This is a genomic window from Empedobacter sp. UBA5924, assembly GCF_002431085.1.
Taxonomy (GTDB): Bacteria; Bacteroidota; Bacteroidia; order Flavobacteriales; family Weeksellaceae; genus Empedobacter; species Empedobacter falsenii_B.
Genome location: NZ_DJDM01000055.1, coordinates 18,757 through 42,956 on the forward strand (window position 1 = coordinate 18,757; position 24,200 = coordinate 42,956).

Sequence of the window (24,200 nt, forward strand, 5' to 3'; positions counted from 1 at the left end):
CTTTAAAACGAAAGTATTAAATATTTAGTAAATGTTTATCATCTTATTTATTATTTTTGTTTAAATTTTATTGATTTTGAAAATTCTAAATAAATTACCCGACCCTTTTATTCTGTTTTTATTCGTTGCCATTGTTGTCGCATATTTTTTCCCAGATATTAGTTTGTGGTCTTACAAGGATTTCAATCTGAATACAATAATTGATATTGGAGTTATCTTAGTATTCTTTTTTTATGGATTAAAACTTAATTGGAAAGAAGTTTTTAAAGATTTAGCAAATTGGAAAATGCATGTCTTGATTCAATCCATCACATTTATATTTTTTCCATTATTAGTCTTGTGTTTCTATCCTTTCATAAAAAATTACCCAATTTATTTTACTCTGTATGTCGCAATATTTTATTTAGCCGCGTTACCAAGTACAGTTTCTTCGTCAGTTGTAATGGTTTCTATTGCGAAAGGAAATATACCAAGTGCTATCTTTAACGCAAGTATTTCTGGACTAATAGGTATTGTTGTTACACCGCTTTGGATGAGTTTGTTTTTATCAAAAAGTAATGGTGAATTTGATTTATTAGGAACTTTTTTGGATTTAGTTCTTAAAATTATTTTACCTGTTTTTATCGGAGCTCTTCTTCAACCTTATTTAGGGTTCTTTTACAATAAATATAAAAAGCAATTCGGTAATTTAGATAAACTAACCATTGTACTTATTGTTTACAACAGTTTTAGTCATACTTTTTTGGATGGATTATTTACAAAATTAGGCGTTCTTCCGTTGTTGGCAGTTTTCATAATTGTAGTTGCGTTATTCTTTTTCTTTTTCAAACTTTCAAAATGGATTGGTAAGAAAATGAATTTTAATCGAGAAGATGATATCACAATTCAATTTTGTTCGACTAAAAAATCATTGGTTCATGGCTCGGTAATTGCAGCGGTTATTTTCACGGGAGATATCGGTATTTATTTGATTCCGATTATGCTTTACCACACTTTTCAGTTAATTTATATCAGTTATATCGCCAATCAATATGCTAAAGAAGTTGAATAAAACTTATCGAAGTATCCTTATCTTTCTATTTCAAATTATTTTATTTTCGGTACTATTTTCAATAGAAAGCGTTGATGATTTTATCGTGAATCATCTTACATTTCCAATTTCAGGATTTATTACAAGAATAACAAATTCAGTTCATTTTCCTGTTGGAGAATTGTTTTATTTAATCATTGGAATAATCGGTTTTGTACTGATTTTTAAATTGATTCGAAGTTTTTTTAAATCAAAAGAAAAAGTTTCGCATTCAATTTATTACATTATGATTTTTGTAAATTGTATTTACTTTATTTACACGTTTGCCTGGGGCGTGATGTACAAAAAAGAAACATTAACGATTGACAAAGAAAAAATCGTTATTCAACCTAAAATTCTGAAAAAAATCTATTGCTACGAACTTGATAAAGCAATATCAGCAAGAAATTTAATCGAACACAATGATTCGACAACAACGATAAAATTCAAATCAGATTTAGAAGAGTATAACCAAGAGTTTTTTGCTTTACAATCTCAAGTAAAAAATATAAAATGGTTGAAAAATTATCGATTATTAAATGATACACATTACAAATTATCTTGGATTTCGGAAATGCAAAATTATATGGGAATTTTGGGGTACTATAATCCTTTTACGGTAGAAGCAAATCTGAATCGATACAATACAAATTTGAAACAACCTGCTACGCTTTTTCACGAATATGGGCATCAAATGGGATTTGCATCAGAAAGTGAAGCTAATTTTTTAGCTTATTATTTAGGTACAAAATCTAGAAATCCTGAAATTAATTATTCGTTTTATTATAAAAGTATTTATACGCTTTTAGGTGCTATTTACAAATCTGATCCGTATTTTGTGAAAATGGAATTGGATAATATGCATTCTAAAATAAAGCAAGACAGAAAAGCCGAATTAAAACATTATTTGAAATATGAAGGTGTTACGAGCGATACTTTTTCTGAGTTAAATAATCAGTTTTTGAAGGCTAATAATCAAGAAGGAACTATAAGTTATAGCAAATATGTCGAATTGATTTATTTGTTATATCAGACAAAAAAAGCAACGAATTAATCGTTGCTTTTATATTATTGTTAAAGTTCTAAATCATTTAAAATTAATTTTTCCACCAGCTAATTTTTTCTGATTACGTTGCGTTGGATTACCATAAATATCAATCACTCCTCCTGCTCTAGTTTTTGCATCTACAGATTTCTCCGCTCTCGCTTCTATTACTCCTCCTGCATTTGTTGTTAAACTTGCTGTATCAGAATTTAATGTTTTCGAATAATATTTCCCTCCAGAATTTGCAATTACAGTCTGAAATTCAGTATCACCAGTTAAAATTACTTCAGCACCAGAATTTATTTTGACTTCTAATTTTGATGTTTCGATTGGTAATTTGATAGATGAACCTTCGTTAGATGTCAAATACAATGCTTGTGATTTTACAACATCATCAGAATAAATGCGAGAACCTTGACTTGCCTGAATTTCGTATAATGATTTGTAATAAACCTTAACCGTTGCTTCTCCTCCTTGCATCAATTTGGTTCCTGTCATTTTCAATTTCAGTTCACCTTTGTTATTTTCAACTTGAACATCGCTCGCATTAACTCCATCTACTTTCACTAGGTTTTCGTTTGATGAAATTAATTCAACTGGAATTTTATCATAAACTTTTAAGATATTAAAATCTCCAACATTTATCTCTTCTTGCGCAAATGCAAAAGTTGAACAAAATATAGCGGCTGCTGATAATACGATATTTTTCATAAAAAAAGTTTTCTAATTTGATTTGAAATTATGCAAAATTTAAACCAAAAAAGAAAACTTAAGTTATTTTTAAGATATATTGTAAGAATTATTTCGCTCCTTCAGCTGTTAATTCTGCAATACGTACAATAATTTCTGTTGCTTTTTCCATAGATTCTACCGGAACATATTCGTAAGGTCCGTGGAAATTATGACCTCCAGCAAAGATATTAGGACAAGGTAATCCCATAAAAGATAAACGAGCACCATCTGTACCTCCACGAATTGGTTTGATGTTTGGCGTAACTCCACAATCTTTCAAAGCTTGTTCAGCAATTTCAACAGATTGGAATTTCTCTTTTACTTTCTCAATCATATTAAAATATTGATCAGAAACTTCTGCTGTAATTACTTCATGATCAAAACGCTCTTGAATATCAGCAGCAATTTGTAAAAATAAAGCTTTACGCGCTTCATATTGCTCCATATCGTGGTCACGGATAATATAAACCATTTTTGCTTCAGATACATTTCCTGTAATTTTAGCTAAATGAAAGAATCCTTCGCGACCATCAGTTAATTCAGGAACTTCGTCGTTTGGTAATTGTGCAGCAAACTCCATTGCAATATTAGATGCATTAATCATCTTATCTTTTGCATAACCTGGGTGAACAGATTTACCTTTGATTGTCACAATTCCAGATGCAGCATTAAAGTTTTCGTACTCTAATTCTCCAATTTCAGAACCATCCATTGTGTAACCCCATTCAGCACCAAATTTCTCTACATTAAAGAAATCTGCACCACGACCAACCTCTTCGTCAGGTGTAAATCCAATAGCGATACGTCCATGTTTAATTTCTGGATGAGCAATCAAATATTCTGCAGCTGTTACAATTTCAGCAACACCAGCTTTATCATCAGCACCTAATAATGTTGTACCATCAGTTGTAATGATTGTTTGACCTTTATATTGAGATAATTCAGGGAACTCGTTTGGTGATAAAATCATTGATTCGTTCAATTTGATATCTCCACCATCGTAATTTTCCCAAATTTGAGGTTGTACATTTTCTCCAGAAAAATCTGGCGATGTATCCATATGAGAAACAAAACCAATAGTAGGCACTTCGTGATCAACTGTAGAAGGAACATATCCAAAAACATACCCGTTTTCATCTATTGAAACATCTTCTAAACCGATTTGTTTTAACTCTTCAAGCAAATAATTTGCTAAATCCCATTGACGGTCTGTACTTGGAAATTTATCTAAAAAAGCTTCACTTTCAGTGTAAGTTTTAACATATTTCAAAAAGCGTGTTACCAACTTTTCTCTCCATTCTGTTTGCATTGCGTTTTAATTTTTGTCAAAATTACTAAATTATCTACCTTTAAGGCGCAAATAAACCAAAAAAATGAGTGAGCTAACTTTTAAAATTATTGAATGTCCTCGTGATGCAATGCAAGGACGCAAAGATTTTATTCCAACTGATAAGAAAATCGATTACTTAAATCGTTTATTGACTGTTGGTTTTGAAGCGATAGATTGTGGAAGTTTTGTTTCGCCAAAAGCGATTCCACAGATGGCGGACACAAAAGAAGTTTTAGATAATATTGATAAAACCAATTCAAAATCGAAATTATCTGTTGTTGTTGCCAATAAAAGTGGCGCAATGAAAGCTGCAGAACACGAAAAAGTGGATATTATTGGATTTCCTTTTTCTATTTCAGAGAATTTTCAACAATTCAACACGAATAAAAGTCGTGAAGAAGCGTTTGAAATGGTGAAAGAAATCAACCAAATCTCAAATGATAATGGTAAACATATGTTAATTTATCTTTCGATGGCGTTTGGAAACCCTTATGGAGAAACTTGGAATGAAGAAATCGTAAAAGAATGGTCTAAAAAAATGGCGGATATCGGAATTTCTTCAATCAATTTATCAGATACAATTGGTGTTGCAGACGAAAAAACAATTGTTGATTTGTTCCAAAATTTGATTCCTCATTATCCAGAAATTGAATTTGGCGCACATTTTCATACCGTTTATACCGAATGGCATTCCAAAGTACAAGCCGCTTATGATAATGGTTGTCGTCGTTTTGATGGCGCTATAAAAGGTTTGGGCGGATGTCCAATGTCAAAAAGTGATATGGTCGGAAATATGCCAACTGAGAAGTTAATTAGTTTCGCAAATGAGCATAAAGAAAAACATGGTTTGAATCTTTTTGATTTCGAATCTGCTTGGAATGTTTCTTTGCGTACATTTGGCTTAGTTTAATCTTAACAATAAACTAAAAAATCAATTCTTTTGTTAAAGGAAATTAAAATATGTTGGACTTTAACAAAAAAAGTTAAATTTGCTCATCGGTAAGTTTTTTTATCGAGCTTAGAATATTAAAATGAAATTAAAGTATATGAAATTTAAATCGAGTATGATGTTGCTAATTGCAGCATTATTTACGGTAAATACTTTTGCACAAACAGCAAAACCAACACCAAAACGTCTTGCTAAAGTAGATGGTATAGCTGCTGTTGTCGGAGATCAGATTGTTTTAGAGTCTGATGTAGATCGTGACTATTTAATGTCGAAACAACAAGGGATGAAAGTCGAAGACAAATGTGATTTCCTAAATGACATTATGTTAGACAAAATGTTGGTTGATCGTGCAAAACAAGATACTTTAATCAAAGTGACACAAGACGAGGTCACTCGTCAATTAAACAACCAAATCGAAGGTTTGATTGCTCAAGCTGGAGGAGAAAAACAAATTTTAGACTATTTCGGATTCCGTACAATGGCGGAAATGAAAAACGAAACTAAATATATCGTAGAAGATAATATTTATGCACGTAACAAAAGAGAAATGGTTGTAAAAGGTGCTGATGCTACGCCAGAAGAAGTTCGTTTGTTTTTCGAAAAACACCATGGTGAGTTACCAGACGTAAAAGACGAAGTTTCGATTAGCCATATTGTAACTTATCCTGAAGTTTCGCAAGAAAATCAACAAAAGATTATTGATCAATTAAAAGAAATCAAAAAAGAAATTGAAGAAGGTGCTTCTTTTGCAACGAAAGCAATTTTATATTCAGAAGATCCAGGTTCTGCAAGTAACGGAGGTGAATACAAAAAAGTTTCTCGTGGTAAAATGGTAAAAGAGTTTGATGCGGTGGCGTTTAACTTACAAGAAGGTGAAATTTCTGATCCATTCAAAACTGATTTTGGATATCATATTATTAAGTTAGAAAAACGTCGTGGACAAGAATTAGATTTGCGCCATATCTTGATTACGTTGAAACCAACAGAAGACGAAATAAAAAAGGCTTATAATAAATTAGATTCTATTCGAGTTTTAATTAACGACGGAAAAATGTCATTTAAAGATGCTGCATTAAGATTTTCTGATGATAAATACACAAAATTTAACTCAGGAAATATCATGAACCAAAATTCTGGTGACGATCGTTTCGAGAAAATGGCTTTGCCTCTACCAATGTTTACAGCAATTGCAACATTAAATGAAGGAGATATTTCTCAAGTTTTCGAAGATGATTTTGATAACAGAAAAGCTTTAAGAATCTTAAAAATCAATAAATTTTATCCAGAGCATAAAATCAATTATCAAGATGATTACTATAGAATTCAGAAATTTGCGGTTCAAGATAAAGAACGTACATTGTTGATGGATTGGGTAAAACGTCAAGTTGGTGATGCTTACATTAAAATTGGAAAAGAATACCAAAGTTGTAATTTCCCGATCGATTGGGAAAAGAAAAACCAAAAATAATAAAACAAAAAACCTCGAGAAATTCTCGAGGTTTTTTTTATGTCTTAAAAATAAATAATCTTATTTCGCAATCGGAACTTGAGAAGGCCAAATTAACTTACTTGGATCAAATCCTACTTTCTTTGCCGAATCAAAAAATCTGTCTTTTACCTTATCCGAAATCTCTTTCTTACGCGATAGAATCCATAACTTTTTATAATCTTCACTTGCAACTAATACATTATTGTAATCTTTATCAAAATCAATTACATATAATTTTTTTGCTAAAATTGGTAAAAACGTTGTCGAGAACAACCCAACATTTTCGATATCTTGTGCTGCAATTCCTTCAATCTTTTCCCACCCTTTTTTCTTCGCATTGTAGCCGCGCACAATCACTTCCAATTGCCCATTTTCTTCGTTCAAATTAAAACGATGCGTCACATTTGTTTGTCCTTTTTGTGCTTTATTTTCCAAACGTGCAATCTCGTACCAACGCCCTAAAAATCCACCTAAATCAAAATTTTGAGCAGGTTTATATTTTACATTTTTCTTATTGTGATTAACGATATATGCTGTTGTCCCTAACGCCAATGCTGCAAGGGCTAATTTCTTAAAATTCATTTTACTAAAACTTAGGTTGCAAATGTATCAATAATATTAAAGTTGAAAAAATATGATTTCAAATTTTGAATTAATTAAACTTTCATTTAACTTTATTAAAATTAATTTTAATATTATTTAACCAAATGAAAAAACTTCCTGTTATATGTCCCAGCTGTGCCGAAGAATTAGCGGTCGAAAAATTAATTTGCAACCATTGCGAAACACAAGTTGTAGGAAACTATGAACTTCCTTTATTTCTGAAACTTACAAATGAAGAACAAGCATTTATTATGCAATTCTTTGTCAACTCAGGAAGTTTAAAAGACATGGCAAAAGAATTTGAAGTCAGCTATCCAACCATGCGAAATAAAGTAGATGATTTGATTAATAAAATAAAAACAATGTCCGATGAATAAAGAATTTTCAGTATCGATGTCGCTATTTTTTAAGGTTACAACTGCTATTTTAATTGTATTATTAATCTTAATTGGAGGAATATTGTTTAAAGAAACAGAAGTATATGTTGCGGTGATTTATGCAATCATTATTTATCCGTTGTTTGCGTATTATTTTTTAATCTCTTTAAATAAAATTAAAGTTGATTTGAATAATATTTATCTTATTTCAAAAGTCAAAACGAGTATTATTCCGATAAATGAAGTGAAAATTATTACAAGAAAATCTCAAAATAATTTGATGATTATAGGTGCACGAGGCATTTATGGTTTGATAGGAAGATCTATGGACAATTATCGATGCAATATAAAAAATCGTACAAAACTTGTTGCTATTGAATTAGAAAATGTAAAATATTTGGTGAGCTGCGATCAGCCAGATGAATTTGTTAACACAATAAATACACTAAAAAATGATAAAGAAACTCCTTAATCCATTTGCATATTTCGATGAAAAAATACTGTTCATTATTGGACTATTTTCGCATTTCCTTTTCACTTATATCGCCAATATTACTGAATCTTTTTTCCCTGATTTTTTAAGCATTAAGAAAAATGGAATTTCTTATTCTTATCTCGATTTGTTGTATCAAAATACGAGAAATTTAGTAATTGCAATCCTCATATTTTACATTTTAGGAAAAATCATCAATAACAGAACACGAATTATAGACATTGTAAACGTTGTTTTAATCTCAAGAATCGCTTATTACATTGTATTCATAACGGATTTTATTCCAATTGTCAACAAAAGTATGGACAAGGTTTTGAAAGGAGTTACAACAAATAATCTCGAAGTTTTGCACGAAGCTCCAACAATGATTGTACTTGTAATTGTAGCTTTTATCGCGATATTTTTCTTGTGTATAATGCTCTATTTTTTATACATAGGTTTCAAAACTGTTACAAACATGAAAAATACAAAACAAGTTTTTGCTTTCATTGCTACCTTGTTATTTATCATTGTTTTAACCACAATATTATCATTATTAATACCACAAAAAATATGAAAAAAGTTTTATTTTTCTTTATACTTATTTGTTCTACAGTTTTTGGTCAATCAAAAAATGATTTCACAGAATCAGATATTCAACTTAACGAAAATCAAGTTAAATTATTTGGAACATTATGTTTACCTCAAAATGCAAAATCTAAAATACCAATTGTTTTATTAATTTCTGGTTCTGGACCAACAGATAGAAATGGAAACAATAATATGATGATTAATAACTCTTTGAAATATTTAGCTCATAGTTTAGCTGAAAAAGGAATTGCATCTATTCGCTATGACAAAAGAGGAATCGGAGAAAGTTCTATTGCTAATTTGGACGAGTCTAAACTTACATTTGATGATTACGTTGAGGACGCAAGGAATTGGATAACTTTCATAAAAAAAGATAAAAGATTTGGTTCTATTTCAATAGCTGGACACAGCGAAGGTTCATTAATTGGAATGCTTGCATCTTCAAAAAATGTCGACAAATTCATCTCGATTTCTGGTGCAGGAGAATCTATTGACCAAATACTTAAAAAACAATTAAATCTACTTCCTGAACAATTAAAAACCGAATCGTATGCTATTATAGATTCTTTGAAAAATGGAAATACTGTAAATAATATTAATCCTAATTTATCTTCATTATTTCGTAAAAGTGTACAACCTTATTTAATTTCTTGGATTAAATATAATCCTGTAAATGAAATCAATAAATTAACTATTCCTTTTTTAGTGATTCAAGGTGATATGGATATTCAAGTTGATACGGAGAACGCTAAAAACCTATCTCCTAAATCTGCTGTTATTATCAAAGGGATGAATCACGTTTTAAAAAATGTTACTTCAAAAGATGATTTATCTTCTTACAACAACCCAGAACTTCCAATAAATATAGAATTAGTAGAAGTCATTTCTAATTTTATCCTCAAAAACTAACTATAAAAGACAAAGCAAATTGCTTTGTCTTTTTATTTAAGAATTAACAAGCTGTTCCTCCTTCAAAATTTATCACTGTAGTTTTTTTTATCAGATTTTCGAGTGATTGTCATTGTTCCATTAGCTAAAACTGAATCAGATTCTACATTTTGTTTAATTATTATTTCTTGATCTACATCAATTTAAAACAATAATTGTATTTCTAAATTTACAATTCTTATTTGTGATTCGTAACAAAGGAGTTTAAAGATTATACAGATTTTTCATAGTATAAAGTTGGTTAGGTTATTTAACAAAGAGCAGAAGAAATTTTGCTCTTTGTTTGTTTTATATTTATAATCATTAAATAATTTATCATGTACTTATATTTTTATTAGTCAACAATTATTCGATTATTTACTTTTTTATTTCCAATTATTGATTGATTAATAAAATTGAAAACTTCGTCTAAATATTGCTTTCTTAATCCAGACCATTCATGTTTTCCTGAATTAGAGAAAATAGCAAAAGATGCCTGACTATATTTTCTATTCAAATCTTCTAAAGTAGCAGAACCATTTAAAGGAAAAAACCCTTGTTGATTATCCAAACAACTTCTGTGTGGCGCATTGTAAGCTGGTACAACATCATCGCTTAAACCATGTACATAAACTGTTGGCAAAACACTCGATTTTGTAACATAACGATTGTCTACAATCGCTCCTGCATAACTTACTAATCCATCAATTTTAACTTGATTGAATTGATTTCCGTACCATAAATCTCTCAAATAATAAGCATTTAGAATAGTCTCCGCTCCTGCACTACTTCCTCCTAAAATTAATTTATTAATCGAGAATTTAAGTTCTTTTGAATTATTTTGAATAAAATTTAGCGCAGTTAAAACATCAAAAGAGGCTTCTTTAAAAATCATCAACTTTTCTTGTTTTGGCAAATCACACCCAAAACCAGCCGAAGAATTTGCCAATAATCTATACGAGATAGAAACAGCTACGAAACCTCTTTCTTGAGCATCTTTCATTCGTTCAATTTCTTCTTTATCCGCTCTTGTTCCTCCTGAAAATCCGCCTCCGTGTACCCAAGCAAATACATTATAGGTTTGATTCTCTTTATAGTTTTTCGGATAATAAATATCAAACGCTAAATTATTTTTTTTATCATATACTATCGTTTTCTGCGCATATGTATAACTTATCATTAAAAATAAGGCAACTAAATATTTCATTTTCTTCTATTTTAAATAAAAATTGCTTGACTTTAACTTCTTACGTTGTCAATTTGTCAAGCAATTTACTATAAATAATTTTCCCTTTAATTATTCTATTTTTTTACGAAATAATGATTGTGCTAATCGAATGTTCTTGCGAATTCACCTCAACAGCTTCTCCTTCTATCCATAAATTATATTGATAAGGTTTATCTGTTTGATTCATCACAACCACCACAACTTTTCCGTCTTTGTTTACAAAAGAAGTCGTCATTAAATCTGAACGATTAGACGATGCTGCAATTCTTTGCGCACCTGGACGAATAAATTTTGAGAATTGACCAATGTAGTAAAACGAATTTGTATACGTAACTTGTCCATTTCTAGTATCACCATGAATTGGTGCAAAACAGAAATTTCCTACGTGATTTGGTCCTCCTTTTTCATCCAACAAAACATTCCAATCTGTCCAAGCAACTGTTCCGGAGTTAAAATCGTTGATCATATTGTAACCATATTTTTCACCCAATGCCCAATTTCCCATTTGATTGTAATCAAATTGTTCTTTACAACCTTCTGTAAAAATTAAATTAACATTTGGAAAAGCTTCATGAGTTAACGCTACATTATTGAATAAATTCACGCTTCCGTTCCATGTTTCGTACCAGTGAAAACCAACTCCCCAAACATATTTAGCAGCTTCAGAATCATTCAAAATAGTTGAAGCACGTTGATAAATTAAATCACGGTTATGATCCCACACAATAATTTTTTTGTCTTTTAATCCTTTTTGGTGAAAAGTCGGACCTAAATTATTTTTCAAGAAATCACGTTCTTCTTCAGCTGTATAAATACACGATTCCCATGTTTGCGTTGCCATTGGTTCGTTCTGAATAGAAACTCCCCAAATTGGTAAACCAATTTTCTCATAATTCTCGATAAATTTCACAAAATAGTTAGCCCAAGTTTGGTAATATTCAGGTTTCAAAGAACCTCCTTTTAACATACTGTTATTCGTTTTCATCCAAGCTGGCGGACTCCAAGGACTTGCATATAAACGATAAGCATCTTTCATTTCTGCTTTTGCCATTTTAATCATCGGAATTTTATAATTCAAATCATGTGCAATGTCAAAAGTTTTTAACTCATTATCATTATCTTTTACATACGTGTAACTATCGCTCGAAAAATCACTCGAATTTATTGTTGTTCTAATCAACGAATAACCAATTCCTTCTTTTTCGCTATAATAAGCTTTGATAATTTCTTGTTGCGCTTTCTTTGGCAATTTTGCTAAAACTTCTGCTGAAGCATCTGTGATAGCTCCTCCAATTCCTTCAAATTTTTGGAATTTACGTTTTGGATCAATAAAAATTGCAATATCTGTTTCTTTTGGTTGTGGAAACTTTTTTACAGCTAACTTATCTGTCCATTTTGCGATACGTTGATTCGTATTTTTAGCAGTTGTATATATTTCGATTTTCTTGTTCGAAAGTTTAAAATCTTGCGCATTTACGGCAAAATAATTTAACAATAAAGCTGCAATAAGAGGATATTTCAAATGTGATTTTGTCATAATTATTATTGAATTAAAAATTTGGCTAAAATTGGTAAATGATCTGATGGATATTTGAAATCGTAGAAATCATCAATCGTATTGAAACTTTTACACGTTACTTTTGAATTCTTTTTGTAAAAAATGTAATCTAAAATTTCTGTTCCTTTTACATTGAATTTAAAATCTTCCCATGTAAAATCTGGTCCATAAACCATTTGCGCATTTAGACGAGTATCTAAATATTTGTTTTGAATATATTTAACAGATTCATCGTTTTGATTCATATTAAAATCTCCCATAAAAAATGCTGGAACGTTTTTCTTTTCAGTTAACTTTTGAATTAAATTATCAATCATTTCTAACGATTTTTGACGCGCAATTTTTCCATCATTATCAAAATGTGTATTGATTATCCAAAATGTATTTTTCGTTTTTTTATCTTGAAATAATCCGTAAGTGATAATTCTATAATAAGAAGCATCCCAACCTTTCGACATTTTTTCTGGCGTTTCTGATAACCAAAAAGTATGTTGTTCTAAAACTTTATATTGATCTTTTTTGTAGAAAATAGCAGAATATTCAGCATTTTTATCATCATTTCGAGGAGATCCAATAAAATCTAAACTCGAATTATTTTGTTTGATAAAATCTAACTGAGGAACTTGCGCTTCTTGTACACCAACAAAATCAGCATCATAATACTTGATTAAATCAACCAATTTTTGTTTGCGAATATTCCAATGATTTGCGCCATCATCAACAGACGCTAATCTAATATTGTAAGACATAATTGATAAATTTTGTTGTGCAAAACCTATCATTGTCATGATTAAAACTAAACTTAAACTAATATATTTTTTCATGTGTGTGATGTTAAAAAATTCCAAGTAAGCACAACAATACTTACTTGGATGAGAAATAAATTAAATTTCTAACTAAAACTATAAATGAGGAATTTAATCAACTAAAGTAAAACTTGTTTTAAGCGTTGCGTCTGAATTTCCTCCAACAAAAATGTCGAAATCTCCAGCTTCAGCAACATAATTCATATTGATATCGTGGAATTTTAAATATTCTGGAGTTAATGTAAACGTAATTGTTTTTGTTTCTCCTTTCTTAATCATCACTTTATCAAAACCTTTCAATTCTCGAACTGGACGCGTCACACTTCCTACTAAATCGCGAACATATAATTGTACTACTTCTTCTCCATCGTAGTTTCCTGTATTTTTAACATTTACAGTTACTTTGATTTCATCTTTTCCATTTTTCATTATCGATTTATTCAACTTCAAGTTACTATAATCAAACGTTGTATAACTTAAACCGTAACCAAATGGATATAAAGGCGAATTTGGAGAATCTGTGTAACGAGATTTATATTTTTGCTCTACATCACTTTCTCCTAAATAAGGACGACCTGTATTTTTTTGATTGTAATGAATTGGAATTTGACCAACAGAGCGAGGGAATGTCATAGGTGTTTTAGCCGAAGGATTATATTTACCGTATAAAACATCTGTAATCGCTAAACCTCCCATTGTTCCTGGATACCATGCATATAAAATTGCATCCATATTATCATTCTCCCAAGAAATTGTCATTGGACGACCAGACATTAAAACTAAAACAATTGGCTTACCAAGTTTCTTTAATTCTTTTAATAATTCTTTCTGATTTCCTGGTAAATCTATATTTGTTTGAGAAGCCGCTTCACCTGTTTGATTCTCGTTTTCTCCCATAACCGCAACAATTACATCCGAGTTTTTCGCTACATTAATTGCTTCTTGAAAACCATCAGTTTTAGATGAATTAAGTTCTGTTCCTTGTGCATAAGTAATTTTTGCGTTTTTACCTAAAACATCATTCAAACCTTCCCAAACAGACCACGCTTTTCCATAACGATCTCCACGTGCAGCCCAGTTTCCGATGATATTTTTCTCATCTTTAACTAAAGGTCCAATAACTGCAACTTTTTGAGATTCTTTTAATGGTAAAATTTGTTTATCATTCTTTAATAAAACCATTGATTTACGCGCAACATCACGAGCTTCATTTAAAAACTCTTGTTTCATTACCGTTTCTTTCTCTCGTTTTGCATTTGAATAACGATATGGATCTTCGAAAAGACCTAAATCATATTTAGCTTCTAAAATTCTACGAACCGCAGTATCAATCACATCTTGTTTTACTTTTCCTTCTTTTACTAATTTTGATAAATGATTAAGAAAAGCACCACTCATCATATCCATTTCAATTCCTGCTTCAACCGATTTTAGAGTTGCTTCTTCCAAATCTTTTGCAATTCCATGAGGAACTAATTCCTGAATCGCCGTATAATCTGTTACAACAAACCCTTTATAATTCCACTCTTTACGCAAAATTTGATCGTACAAATATTTACTTGCTGTAGAAGGAACTCCTCCAATTTCGTTGAAAGACGTCATGAAAGATCCAGCACCTGCATCAACAGTCGCTTTGAAAGGCGGCAAAATATAATCTCTTAAGAAACGATCAGAAATTTCTACCGAACCATAATCGCGACCAGCCTGCGCTAAAGCATATCCTGCAAAGTGTTTTGTACACGCTAAAACGGTATTTAAATCATATAAACTTTTACCTTGAAAACCATTAACACGCGCTATTGCAATTTTACTTCCTAAGAAAGTGTCTTCACCTGCACCTTCAGAAACACGTCCCCAACGAGGATCAAAACCGATATCAACCATCGGAGCAAAAGTCCAATGAACTCCACCTGCAGCTGTTTCTTCAGCAGCAATTCGAGCCGATTTTTCAATTGCTTTTAAATCCCAAGAAGAAGCTTCACCAAGTGGAATTGGGAAAATAGTTTCGTAACCATGAATTACATCGTATCCAAAAATTAATGGAATTCCAAGACGTGTTTCTTCAACAGCTATTTTTTGTAATTTTTTAGTAATATCTGTTGTCGTTGCGTTAAACACGGACCCCATCATACCTTGTTTCGTGTATTTTATATAATTTTTATCAATTGCAGATCCTGTAACATCACCTCCGTCATAGGTATATTGTACCATCTGACCTACTTTGTCATCAATCGTCATTTGACTCATCACATAATCAATAAATTCTGATTTCGATTTTGATTTATCAAACTTTATTTTTTGCGCATAAGTATTGAATGCTAATCCTAAGAAAGCAATTGAATAAATTAGTTTTTTCATTTTTTTGATTTTAATTCGAGGCTGTTGTTTTGAATTTCAATTTATCTAAACCTCTTTGTACATCTTCATTTTGCATAAACAATTTCCACAATAATCCAGAGCGATAATTCTCTATCATTGGTGTAATTGTTCCTTGATCTATCGCCAAATATTTTGTAATCACTCGATCATTTTTTACATCAACCGCATCATACGGACCTGCTACTCCAATCAAGCTTTTGTTTTGTTTTTCGTAAATAAACTTCAAGAAATCCATAGATTCTTTCGGTGTATATGGGAAAGACGATAACGCAGCTGTAGGCGTAATTACATTATTGTCATTTAATGGAGAATGTGCTGTATAACCTTCTGTTCCATCTGGATTGAAGGTATAACTTGCCGTTAATCCCCACATATTTTTTTTGTACTTCTTGAAACTTTCCTTTTTTTGTTGATTGTAGATGTAATGAATCTTTGCTTGATTTTTCACTACTTTTCCATAATCAATACCAATTCCATCTATTAAATTGTTTGGATTAAGTCCAATAAATGAATATTGTGCCCAAAATAAAGGTCCAACATTTTTATTAGCTCCGTTATGCTTTACAATTAATGGAACTCCGTATGCAGAATCATTTGATTTTATATCACCATTTCTCGTCCAACCGCTGTAATAAACTTCTGAATTGATAGAATGTTTTGGAGAAGCCGCAGCAATAACATACGTAATCATGGTTTCATCAAATCCTTTTAAAGGAAAATTGATTTTCCATTCGTAATTTGGAGACCAATGCCAGTACAACACATTTTCTCCTCGTGTATAAAAATTGAAATCGATTTCTTTCCAAAGTTGATCAGCTAATTGCGAAATCTCTATTTCTTTCTCATTTTTAGAATCTTTGAAATACTCTTTCAAACAAATTAACCCCTGAGCAAGAAATGCAGTTTCTACCAAATCACCTCCGTTATCGTATGTACTAAAAGCTTTTACTTTTCCTGTTTCGCCATTTAACCAATGTGGCCAAGCTCCATGAAAACGATCTGCATTTTGTAAAAATTTCAACCCTGTTAAAATTCGTTCAGTTGCTTCTTTTCTTGGAATAAATTCGCGATCAATACCAACAATTAAACTCATTAATCCAAATCCTGTTCCTCCTGTTGTAATGATATTTGAATCATTTTCTGGATAAAAACCATCAGGATGAAAACGTTCACGAGCTAATTTTGAATGAGGTTCAGCGTAATCCCAAAAATATTGAATCGTCTGTTTTTGAACTTTATCTAACAGCTTATTTTCTTGTTTTGTTTGAGCAAAAGCACTTGCGCCACATAAAAGAGCGCAAGTAACTATTGTTTTATTTAATTTAATCATTACCAACCTGGGTTTTGAGTCATTGTTGGAGTTTGAATTAATTGAGCATTTGGAATTGGGAATAACTCATGTTTACCTGTAACAAATGTTTTTCCATCAAGAGCCATCATGTCTTTAGCTTGTCCTGTACGAACTAAATCAAACCAACGATCGTGCTCGAATGCTAACTCCAAACGTCTTTCATTCCAAATTTTTAATCGTAATTGATCTTTAGACATACTTGCTATTGGAGCTAATTTTACACGTGTTCTAACACGATTAAGAGGTGTTAAAGCATCTTGCCCAATTTCATTTGCTGCTTCGGCTTGAATTAATAAAACTTCAGAAAAACGAATTACACGAATGTTTTTGTCTCCATCCGCAGAACCAAGATTCGCACTTGAATACGCTTTTTCGTTATACATCGGGTTTTCTACAGAAGTTGGAACTAAACGACCGTCATATAAAGTTTCACCTCTAAAAATGATTGTTGCATCACGACGAATAGCATCTCCTTCAGCATTAAAAGCATCTAATAAATTTTGAGAAGGAACATTGAATCCCCATCCCCAACCTCCAGTACCACGAGCTCCTTGAGTTTCTGAATATTGTTGAACGCCATGCGCAACAGCATCTCCACGAGCTTGGATTTCAAATAAAGACTCTTTACCATTCTCAGTTTCTTTTCTCCAAGTTGTTGCGTAATCACTTTCTAAATCATAAATACCAGAATTAACAACGGTTGTAGCCATATCGTACGCTTGTTGATTTTTTCCTTGGTATAAATATACCTTTGCCAATAAAGCTTGAGCAGCTCCTTTTGTTGCACGTCCTAAATCTTTTGCAGCATATTCATTTTTAGTAGGAAGTTTTGATATTGCATCTAATAAATCTGCTTCAATGTATGCATAAACTTCTGCTTTTGGTTTACGTACTGAATAAGACGCCGGAACATCTAACTCCTGTATCACAGTATCTCCAAACATACGAACCAAATAGAAATAAGAAACAGCTCTCAAAAATTTTGCTTCCCCAATTAATCTATTTTTTTCTGCATCTGTGATTGATGATTCTGTCGTATATTTTATAGAATATGACGCTCTACCAATTGTTTTATAAAAACGTTTCCACATAGCTTCGATAGAACCAGTTGTAGAACTATGTAATAATTCGTCTAAATCTCTTTTATCTCCACCATTATCTGTAGAGGAACTTCCTTTATCTGCATTATCAGAAATCATTTCAGTAACTCCTAACCAAGAGAATGCATAATCCCAATCTGTAAACATTCCGTAAATACCATTCACATATTTTTCTGGAGATTGAGAAGCTTGATCATCAATAGCTATATTTTCTTGAGAATCTACATTCAAAAAATCACTTGTACATGAACTTAATGTTCCGATTGAAAGAATAGAAGCTAATGTTACTATTTTAAATATATTTTTTTTCATTTTTTTAAAATTTTCTAGATTAGAATTCTACGTTTAATCCAACTAAAAATGTTCTAACATTTGGATATGCAGAGAAATCCATACCTGTCGTTCCATAAGGACTTCCATCATAACGTTTTCCTTTTACATTATCTAAAGTTAATTCCGGTGTAAATCCTGAATACTTCGTAATCATGAATACATTTTGTGCACTAACATATAATCTTAGGTTTCTGATAAAATCAATTTTATCTCTAAAATTATATCCTATTGTCATGTTACTTAATTTGAAATAATTACCTTTTTCTAAATAGTAAGAAGAAGCAACTTGATCACGCTCCGCTCCTGGATGAGAATTTGTACTACCAGCTCCTGTCCAACGATCGTTAAACATATCAACTGTTATATTTTCCCCTCCTAAACGTGTATTTTTGATACCATTGTAAATCTTGTTACCTCCAGCTCCGTAACCGCTAATCGTTAAATCGAAATTTTTATATTCTAAACTAACATTGATTCCGTAGTTATATTTTGGAATATATGATCCCATGAATTTTTTATCACGATCATCAATAACTCCATCTCCATTTTGGTCTTTGTAGCGTAAATGTCCTGGACGAGCACTTGATAAATGAGCATTGCTATTTATTTCATCTTGTGTTTGCCAAACACCTTCTACTTCATATAACCAGAAAGAACCAAGTGGTTGACCAGCTTCTAAACGTTTTGCAATTTGTCCATTTCCTAAAGAACCTCCTGTCATTCCAGAATATCCTTCTTTCACAGACTTCACTTCATTTTCATTGTAGTTAAAGTTACCACCTATCGAATATCTAAATCCTCCAGCTGTTTCATTACGATAATTCAAAGCAATTTCAAAACCTTGATTTACTACTTTTGCAGCATGGTCATAAAAATCTTTTTCATAAGGAGACGATCCTATTTGTTTAATATTTAAGATGGCATTTTTCGTGGTCTTGTTGTAGTAATCTAAACTTCCTGATAATTTACCTTTCAATAACTCGAAATCTAGACCAGCACTCCATTCATCTACAATTTCCCATGAAATATCATAAGCTGGAGATCCGATATAAGCTCCATAAATTAAATCTTGACCTGGTCCAAAAACATAATTCGCATTATCACTACCTGTTGAAGTAGAAATTGTTGTATAATTGTATGGCACATCTGCATTACCTAAGCGTCCCCAACCTCCGCGAAGTTTTAAGAAAGAAATTACATTACTATCTTTTAAGAACTCTTCGTTAGAAATATTCCAAGCAGCAGAAACTGATGGGAAAGTTCCCCAATATTTTTCGTTTTGTTTAAATTGACTTGAGCCATCTCTACGAATAATTCCAGAAACGTAGTATTTATTTGCGTAATTATATTGTAAACGCGCAAAATAAGAAGCATAAGCAATTGGAGTGTAATTATTTTGATCCATTGCAGCCTTGTATTGTCCAGAAGCATGATGAGCTGACCAATATTGTTCTTTATCAGGAACATCATATACTGTGATATCTGAATATTGACCAATACCCATTTTTTCAGCAGAAACTCCCGCAACAACATTGAACGAATGATCTCCAAATTTGCGATCAAATGTTACAAAATTTTCCCATGACCATCTAAATGTTTCTACATTATTTAGATTTAGAGAGTTATTCATATAAGTTGAACTTGCTGGATTTTTCGCTTTTAAATCTTCAAATTCAGCAGCAGTTCTAATTGGATTACCTACAATCCATCTTTCTTTAATTGGATTAAATTCTCTGTATTTGTACCAATATTTTGTTCCTCCAGCACGAGAAGTTACAGTTAAACCTTTTGCTAATTTTAGTTCAGCTTCAATATTTCCTTGAAGCGTAGTAGAATTAGCTTTTTGATTATCATAGAATAAAGTAGACATTGGATTACCATGAGAGTTCAAATTACTTGTCACCTCTCCTGGTTTTGCAACGTATGTTACTTCTCCTGTAGTTGTATTAAAAATAGGTAAACCCCATCTTCCGTTATCATATTTTACAGGAACTAATGGTGACTGACGGTAAGCTGTATCAAATGCTCCATATGGTTTAGGAACTTCTCTAGAAAATGTAGCGCTAACGTTTTGTTTAATCTTTAAAACTCCATCAAACAATTTGTAATCGTTGTTACTACGAACAGTTGTTCTTTTGAAGTTATTTCCTTCTAAAATTCCTTTCTCTTCGAAATTATTAATACTGAACATGTAATTAATATTTTCTCCAGCACCAGCCAACGAAACATTATTACTAACTAACTGTCCTGTGGTTAACATTTCATCAAACCAATTCGTGTTATATTGTTGATTTGTAGAAATCAAAGAACCTCCTGTTGCTTTTCTTTGCTCGTTAAAATAAGTTATGTACTGATTAGCATCAGCCATATCTACCATATTCATAGTATTTCTTACTCCAATATATGAATCATAGTTAACTCTTATCTTTCCTGTTTTACCACGTTTAGTTGTTACAACAACAACACCGTTTGCACCACGAACTCCATAAATAGCTGAAGATCCTGCATCTTTTAAAACATCAATTTTTTCAATGTCATTTGGATTAATATTATTAATATTTGGAACAATTAACCCATCCACAACATACAAAGGAGCTTTACCTCCCAAAGCTGTACCCATTCCACGAACCAAAACAGTTGGTGTACCTCCTGGAGTATCCGTATTAATAATATTAACACCAGCTAATTTACCCTGCAAAGACTGCATGGCAGTTGTACTTGCAATTTGCGTAATGTCTTTAGCATTAGCTGATGAAACAGCTGATGTAAGATCTGATTTCTTAACAGTACCATATCCAACCACAACGGCTTGATCTAGTATAATAGAATCACTTTCAAAAGGATCTCCTATCTGTATAGAATCGTTAGTAACTTGGGCATTTACACAGAAAGACCCGAGAATAAATAATGGAAGAAAATATTTTTTCATTCTATTTCAATAAATGGTTATTTCAAAAATAGAATGTTTTAACACTTGATTAACAAGTAATAATTTTAGTTAGAATAATTTTCTAAAAAAATAAAATATATAATACTAAATACCAAATAATTATAAATCATTACATTTACAACATGATGTAGTTATGATGTAATTTATTTTCCGATATTTAAAAATTAATCATATACTTATTTAGGTTTATTTCAGAAGGAATTTGCATTTTTTTGCGTAATCTATATCGTTGTAGTTCTACTGATCGATAATTAAGGTGCATTAAAGGAGCAATCTCTTTGGTTGATAAATTCATTCGAAGGAATACACACAGTTTTAAGTCTTTCGCAGTTAAATTAGAATACTTGTCAGCTAATCTCTTAATAAAATCTTGGTGAATTTCCTGAATATTTAATTCGAAATTTTGCCATTCATTTCTGTTGTAACTATATTCCGAAAACGTTTTCTCAAATTTCTTTTTTAACTTTTTATTGATTTCATTCATTTCCAATTGAGAAAACAATTGATTAATTTCTAGGATCATAGCACGTTGATTAGCTAATTTCAAAGCTTGTCCTGCCAATTCTGTAGATTTTGTTTGTAAAGAAGTTTCTAAATGTTGTTTTTCTTTATGATGATTCAATTCTTTCAACTCTTGTTGATGTTTCATTTCCATCAAATTCAATTCATATTCAAATTGCTTTTGTTTAATTCTGAAACTTTGTTTCAACTTCATTCTGTTATACTTATAAATAGCCAAAATCGATCCAACAATTAATAAAATATAAAATAATATCATCAAATTTGATAAATACCAAATCTTTTTAACCCGAAAATCAAAATGATTCAACTCAACAAAATTTCCATCTTTTAAAGCATAAATTGACAATTGATATGAACCACTTTCTAATTGTTTATAATTAATTATTGGCTGATTAAGTGGTTGAATTTTAGAGTTATTTAATTGATAATATAATTGATAATTCGCAAAATCATCATTCAAAATTGAAACATAAAAATCTATATAATTATTTGAATACTCTATATTAGGTTCATTATTCAAAACCGTTTGATTGATTTTTGCTTTAATTTTAATCTTTGGTAATTCACGACGTATAGATTTTAAATCATATTTCAATAATCCGTTTTCGAGGTTAATATATAAAAACTGATCGTTGATTTTAGCCGTTAAATTGTCATCAACCAATTTTCCATCATACAATTTTTTTGGAATTAAATAATGAATCAATTTATTCTGTTCCACTTTAGAATAATACAGAATATTATCCGCTTCAACTAAATAACGATTCTCCTTTAAATAACGAATTCGATTAATATTCTTTAATTTTGAATCTAAATTCTCATCAGAAAATAAATTTTTATTTATATCATAACGGACTAAATGTTGATCGTCAATCAGTACAAAAACCTTGTTATCTTCGAGAATAGTTTGCGGATTAACTAATTTTTTATGTTGGTAAAATATCTCCTTACCTGTTCTATTTTTAAGATCAAATAAATATAAACCACCATTTTTTCCAGTTCCTAAAATTTTATTTTCGACAATAACAAAATCAATAATAGGAATAGTTAAACTAGAAACTTTAGTAGATTCTTTATGAGAACCTTGTATATATTCATTGATTCCCGTAAAAGATGATTGATATAATTTATTTCCATTTTTGATCAATTTAAAACCTCCATTTGTAGAAGAAATCTTATTCAATAGTCCTGAATAAATGTAAGTTCCCCAACTATCCGAAACATAAATTGTATTATCAATATTTGTTATATTCCAAATTAAACCTTTTTCGAGAACTGAATTTGTTTGGTTTGAAGTATTTGAATAATTATAAAATCCATGATTTGTTCCCAGCAAAATATTATCCTTATAAAAGTCGAACGAAAAAACATTTCCTAAATGACCATTGTAATCATATAAAAGTTGAGTTTTGTTTTTCAATTCTATTTTCGAAATACCTTTGTCCGTTCCAAGCCAAGCATTTCCTTTAGAATCTATTCTTATATTTTGGATTGTATTACTGATTAACCCAGAGTTTTGATTGTAATTTTTGTAAGAATTAGTTTTTAAATCATATACATAAATCCCATTATTTGATGTTCCAATGATTAATTTATCTTCTAATCGAATCATTTTTAACACTAAATAATTCTTTAGCATTTTATTGAATTCCACATTGAACTCTTGTAAACCAGCTGTTTTGTTGTACTTGAAAATTCCTTCTGTTAATGTACCAACTAAATAATCATTATCATATTTTTCTATTCCATGAATTACAATTGATTTACCTTTTTCAATTTCAAATAACGGCTCAAAATGTCCATTATTAAATTCGAAAATACCTTTAGAAATAGTCGCTACTAACATTTTACCTTTCACCAGATAAACGTAAGAAGAAAGCGCAGGTAATTTGTATCGTTTAACTGTTTTACCATCAAATTGAAAAAGATAATTGAACGATTGAAAATAAATAGAACGATTATGATAAAATATTTTCCAGATTTCTTCTTGTTCTAATCCTTCAAAACTTTTGAATTTATCTGAAATTGAAATGTAAACTTTCTTTCCTTCAATCGTTTTCCAATATCCAAAATTATTTAATGCACCTGAATACAATACATTATTCATTGTAAAAACAGAACGTATAATTGTTAAGCTATTTGGCGAATATTTTTCCCAAAAATTACCGTCATATTCTAAGATATTTCTATTGTTCGCAAAATATACTTTTCCTTGCTTGTTATTTTCTGTAATATCCCAAATAGGCGATTCGCCCAAATATTCGCTTTTAGAATAATTCGAAATAATTGGCGCAAACGATTGAGATTTGCTATAAGTGGAAACAAGTAAAAATAGAATAAATAAGCTTCTCATTGTGCAATAAAAAAGACCGTAAAAACGGTCTTTAAA

19 protein-coding genes are annotated in these 24,200 nt (G+C 30.7%); 8 read left to right on the plus strand and 11 right to left on the minus strand.

Annotated elements, in window-relative coordinates; genetic code table 11:
* The first annotated feature begins 76 nt into the window (after positions 1-76).
* Positions 77-1,051, plus strand: coding sequence for a bile acid:sodium symporter family protein (locus B3792_RS13660; protein ID WP_280045722.1), 975 nt, complete (start codon positions 77-79; stop codon positions 1,049-1,051).
* Positions 1,032-2,123, plus strand: a complete 1,092-nt coding sequence (locus tag B3792_RS13665) for a DUF3810 family protein (RefSeq protein WP_291069922.1) — start codon at positions 1,032-1,034, stop codon at positions 2,121-2,123. Before B3792_RS13660 ends, B3792_RS13665 begins: the two co-directional genes overlap by 20 nt.
* A gap of 33 nt (positions 2,124-2,156) precedes the next feature.
* Here B3792_RS13665 and B3792_RS13670 read toward each other — a convergent pair whose 3' ends face one another.
* Together B3792_RS13670 and pepT are read right to left on the minus strand one after the other, a co-directional pair.
* Complete coding sequence (locus B3792_RS13670; protein WP_125350349.1) at positions 2,157-2,825, minus strand: head GIN domain-containing protein; 669 nt, start codon at positions 2,823-2,825, stop codon at positions 2,157-2,159.
* 88 nt (positions 2,826-2,913) lie between these two features.
* Positions 2,914-4,155, minus strand: coding sequence for a peptidase T (gene pepT, locus B3792_RS13675; RefSeq protein ID WP_291069925.1), 1,242 nt, complete (start codon positions 4,153-4,155; stop codon positions 2,914-2,916).
* Between the two features lie 64 nt (positions 4,156-4,219).
* Between pepT and B3792_RS13680 the strand changes: the two genes are divergently transcribed.
* Positions 4,220-5,086, plus strand: coding sequence for a hydroxymethylglutaryl-CoA lyase (locus B3792_RS13680; RefSeq protein WP_125350348.1), 867 nt, complete (start codon positions 4,220-4,222; stop codon positions 5,084-5,086).
* A gap of 136 nt (positions 5,087-5,222) precedes the next feature.
* Positions 5,223-6,593: a peptidylprolyl isomerase gene (locus tag B3792_RS13685; protein ID WP_291069927.1), complete on the plus strand. Its 1,371-nt coding sequence runs from the start codon at positions 5,223-5,225 to the stop codon at positions 6,591-6,593.
* Positions 6,594-6,653: 60 nt separating this feature from the next.
* On the opposite strand, the gene B3792_RS13690 is transcribed toward B3792_RS13685, so the two are convergent.
* Positions 6,654-7,196, minus strand: coding sequence for a lipocalin family protein (locus B3792_RS13690; protein ID WP_219034590.1), 543 nt, complete (start codon positions 7,194-7,196; stop codon positions 6,654-6,656).
* 125 nt (positions 7,197-7,321) lie between these two features.
* On the opposite strand from B3792_RS13690, the gene B3792_RS13695 reads away from it, so the two are divergent.
* Genes B3792_RS13695 through B3792_RS13710 form a run of 4 tightly spaced genes read left to right on the plus strand, consistent with a single transcriptional unit; the run spans position 7,322 to position 9,566 of the window.
* On the plus strand, positions 7,322-7,594 hold the full coding sequence (locus B3792_RS13695) for a DUF2089 family protein (RefSeq protein WP_038331614.1): 273 nt from the start codon (positions 7,322-7,324) through the stop codon (positions 7,592-7,594).
* Positions 7,587-8,066 (plus strand): PH domain-containing protein, encoded by a 480-nt coding sequence (locus tag B3792_RS13700; protein WP_291053330.1) that lies wholly within the window; start codon positions 7,587-7,589, stop codon positions 8,064-8,066. The genes B3792_RS13695 and B3792_RS13700 overlap by 8 nt, the downstream gene beginning before the upstream one ends.
* Complete coding sequence (locus B3792_RS13705; RefSeq protein WP_291053334.1) at positions 8,047-8,643, plus strand: hypothetical protein; 597 nt, start codon at positions 8,047-8,049, stop codon at positions 8,641-8,643. Before B3792_RS13700 ends, B3792_RS13705 begins: the two co-directional genes overlap by 20 nt.
* Positions 8,640-9,566 carry an alpha/beta hydrolase gene (locus tag B3792_RS13710; protein ID WP_291053337.1) on the plus strand — a complete coding sequence of 309 codons (927 nt, stop codon included), beginning with the start codon at positions 8,640-8,642 and terminating at the stop codon, positions 9,564-9,566. Before B3792_RS13705 ends, B3792_RS13710 begins: the two co-directional genes overlap by 4 nt.
* 373 nt (positions 9,567-9,939) lie before the next feature.
* On the opposite strand, the gene B3792_RS13715 is transcribed toward B3792_RS13710, so the two are convergent.
* The 8 genes from B3792_RS13715 to B3792_RS13750 form a co-directional block, all read right to left on the minus strand.
* Entirely contained in the window at positions 9,940-10,791 is an 852-nt protein-coding gene (locus B3792_RS13715; protein WP_219034585.1) for a carboxylesterase family protein, read from the minus strand.
* 103 nt (positions 10,792-10,894) lie between these two features.
* Positions 10,895-12,349: a glycoside hydrolase family 30 protein gene (locus B3792_RS13720; RefSeq protein ID WP_291069929.1), complete on the minus strand. Its 1,455-nt coding sequence runs from the start codon at positions 12,347-12,349 to the stop codon at positions 10,895-10,897.
* 5 nt (positions 12,350-12,354) lie between these two features.
* Positions 12,355-13,194 (minus strand): endonuclease/exonuclease/phosphatase family protein, encoded by an 840-nt coding sequence (locus tag B3792_RS13725; protein WP_221855166.1) that lies wholly within the window; start codon positions 13,192-13,194, stop codon positions 12,355-12,357.
* A gap of 93 nt (positions 13,195-13,287) precedes the next feature.
* Complete coding sequence (locus B3792_RS13730; RefSeq protein WP_291069931.1) at positions 13,288-15,534, minus strand: glycoside hydrolase family 3 N-terminal domain-containing protein; 2,247 nt, start codon at positions 15,532-15,534, stop codon at positions 13,288-13,290.
* 10 nt (positions 15,535-15,544) lie between these two features.
* Positions 15,545-16,885: a glucoamylase family protein gene (locus tag B3792_RS13735; protein ID WP_125350338.1), complete on the minus strand. Its 1,341-nt coding sequence runs from the start codon at positions 16,883-16,885 to the stop codon at positions 15,545-15,547.
* Positions 16,885-18,318, minus strand: coding sequence for a RagB/SusD family nutrient uptake outer membrane protein (locus B3792_RS13740; RefSeq protein WP_291069934.1), 1,434 nt, complete (start codon positions 18,316-18,318; stop codon positions 16,885-16,887). Before B3792_RS13740 ends, B3792_RS13735 begins: the two co-directional genes overlap by 1 nt.
* 19 nt (positions 18,319-18,337) lie before the next feature.
* On the minus strand, positions 18,338-21,268 hold the full coding sequence (locus B3792_RS13745) for a SusC/RagA family TonB-linked outer membrane protein (RefSeq protein ID WP_291069936.1): 2,931 nt from the start codon (positions 21,266-21,268) through the stop codon (positions 18,338-18,340).
* Positions 21,269-21,446: 178 nt separating this feature from the next.
* Positions 21,447-24,164: a helix-turn-helix and ligand-binding sensor domain-containing protein gene (locus B3792_RS13750; RefSeq protein WP_291069938.1), complete on the minus strand. Its 2,718-nt coding sequence runs from the start codon at positions 24,162-24,164 to the stop codon at positions 21,447-21,449.
* Between the last annotated feature and the right edge of the window lie 36 nt (positions 24,165-24,200).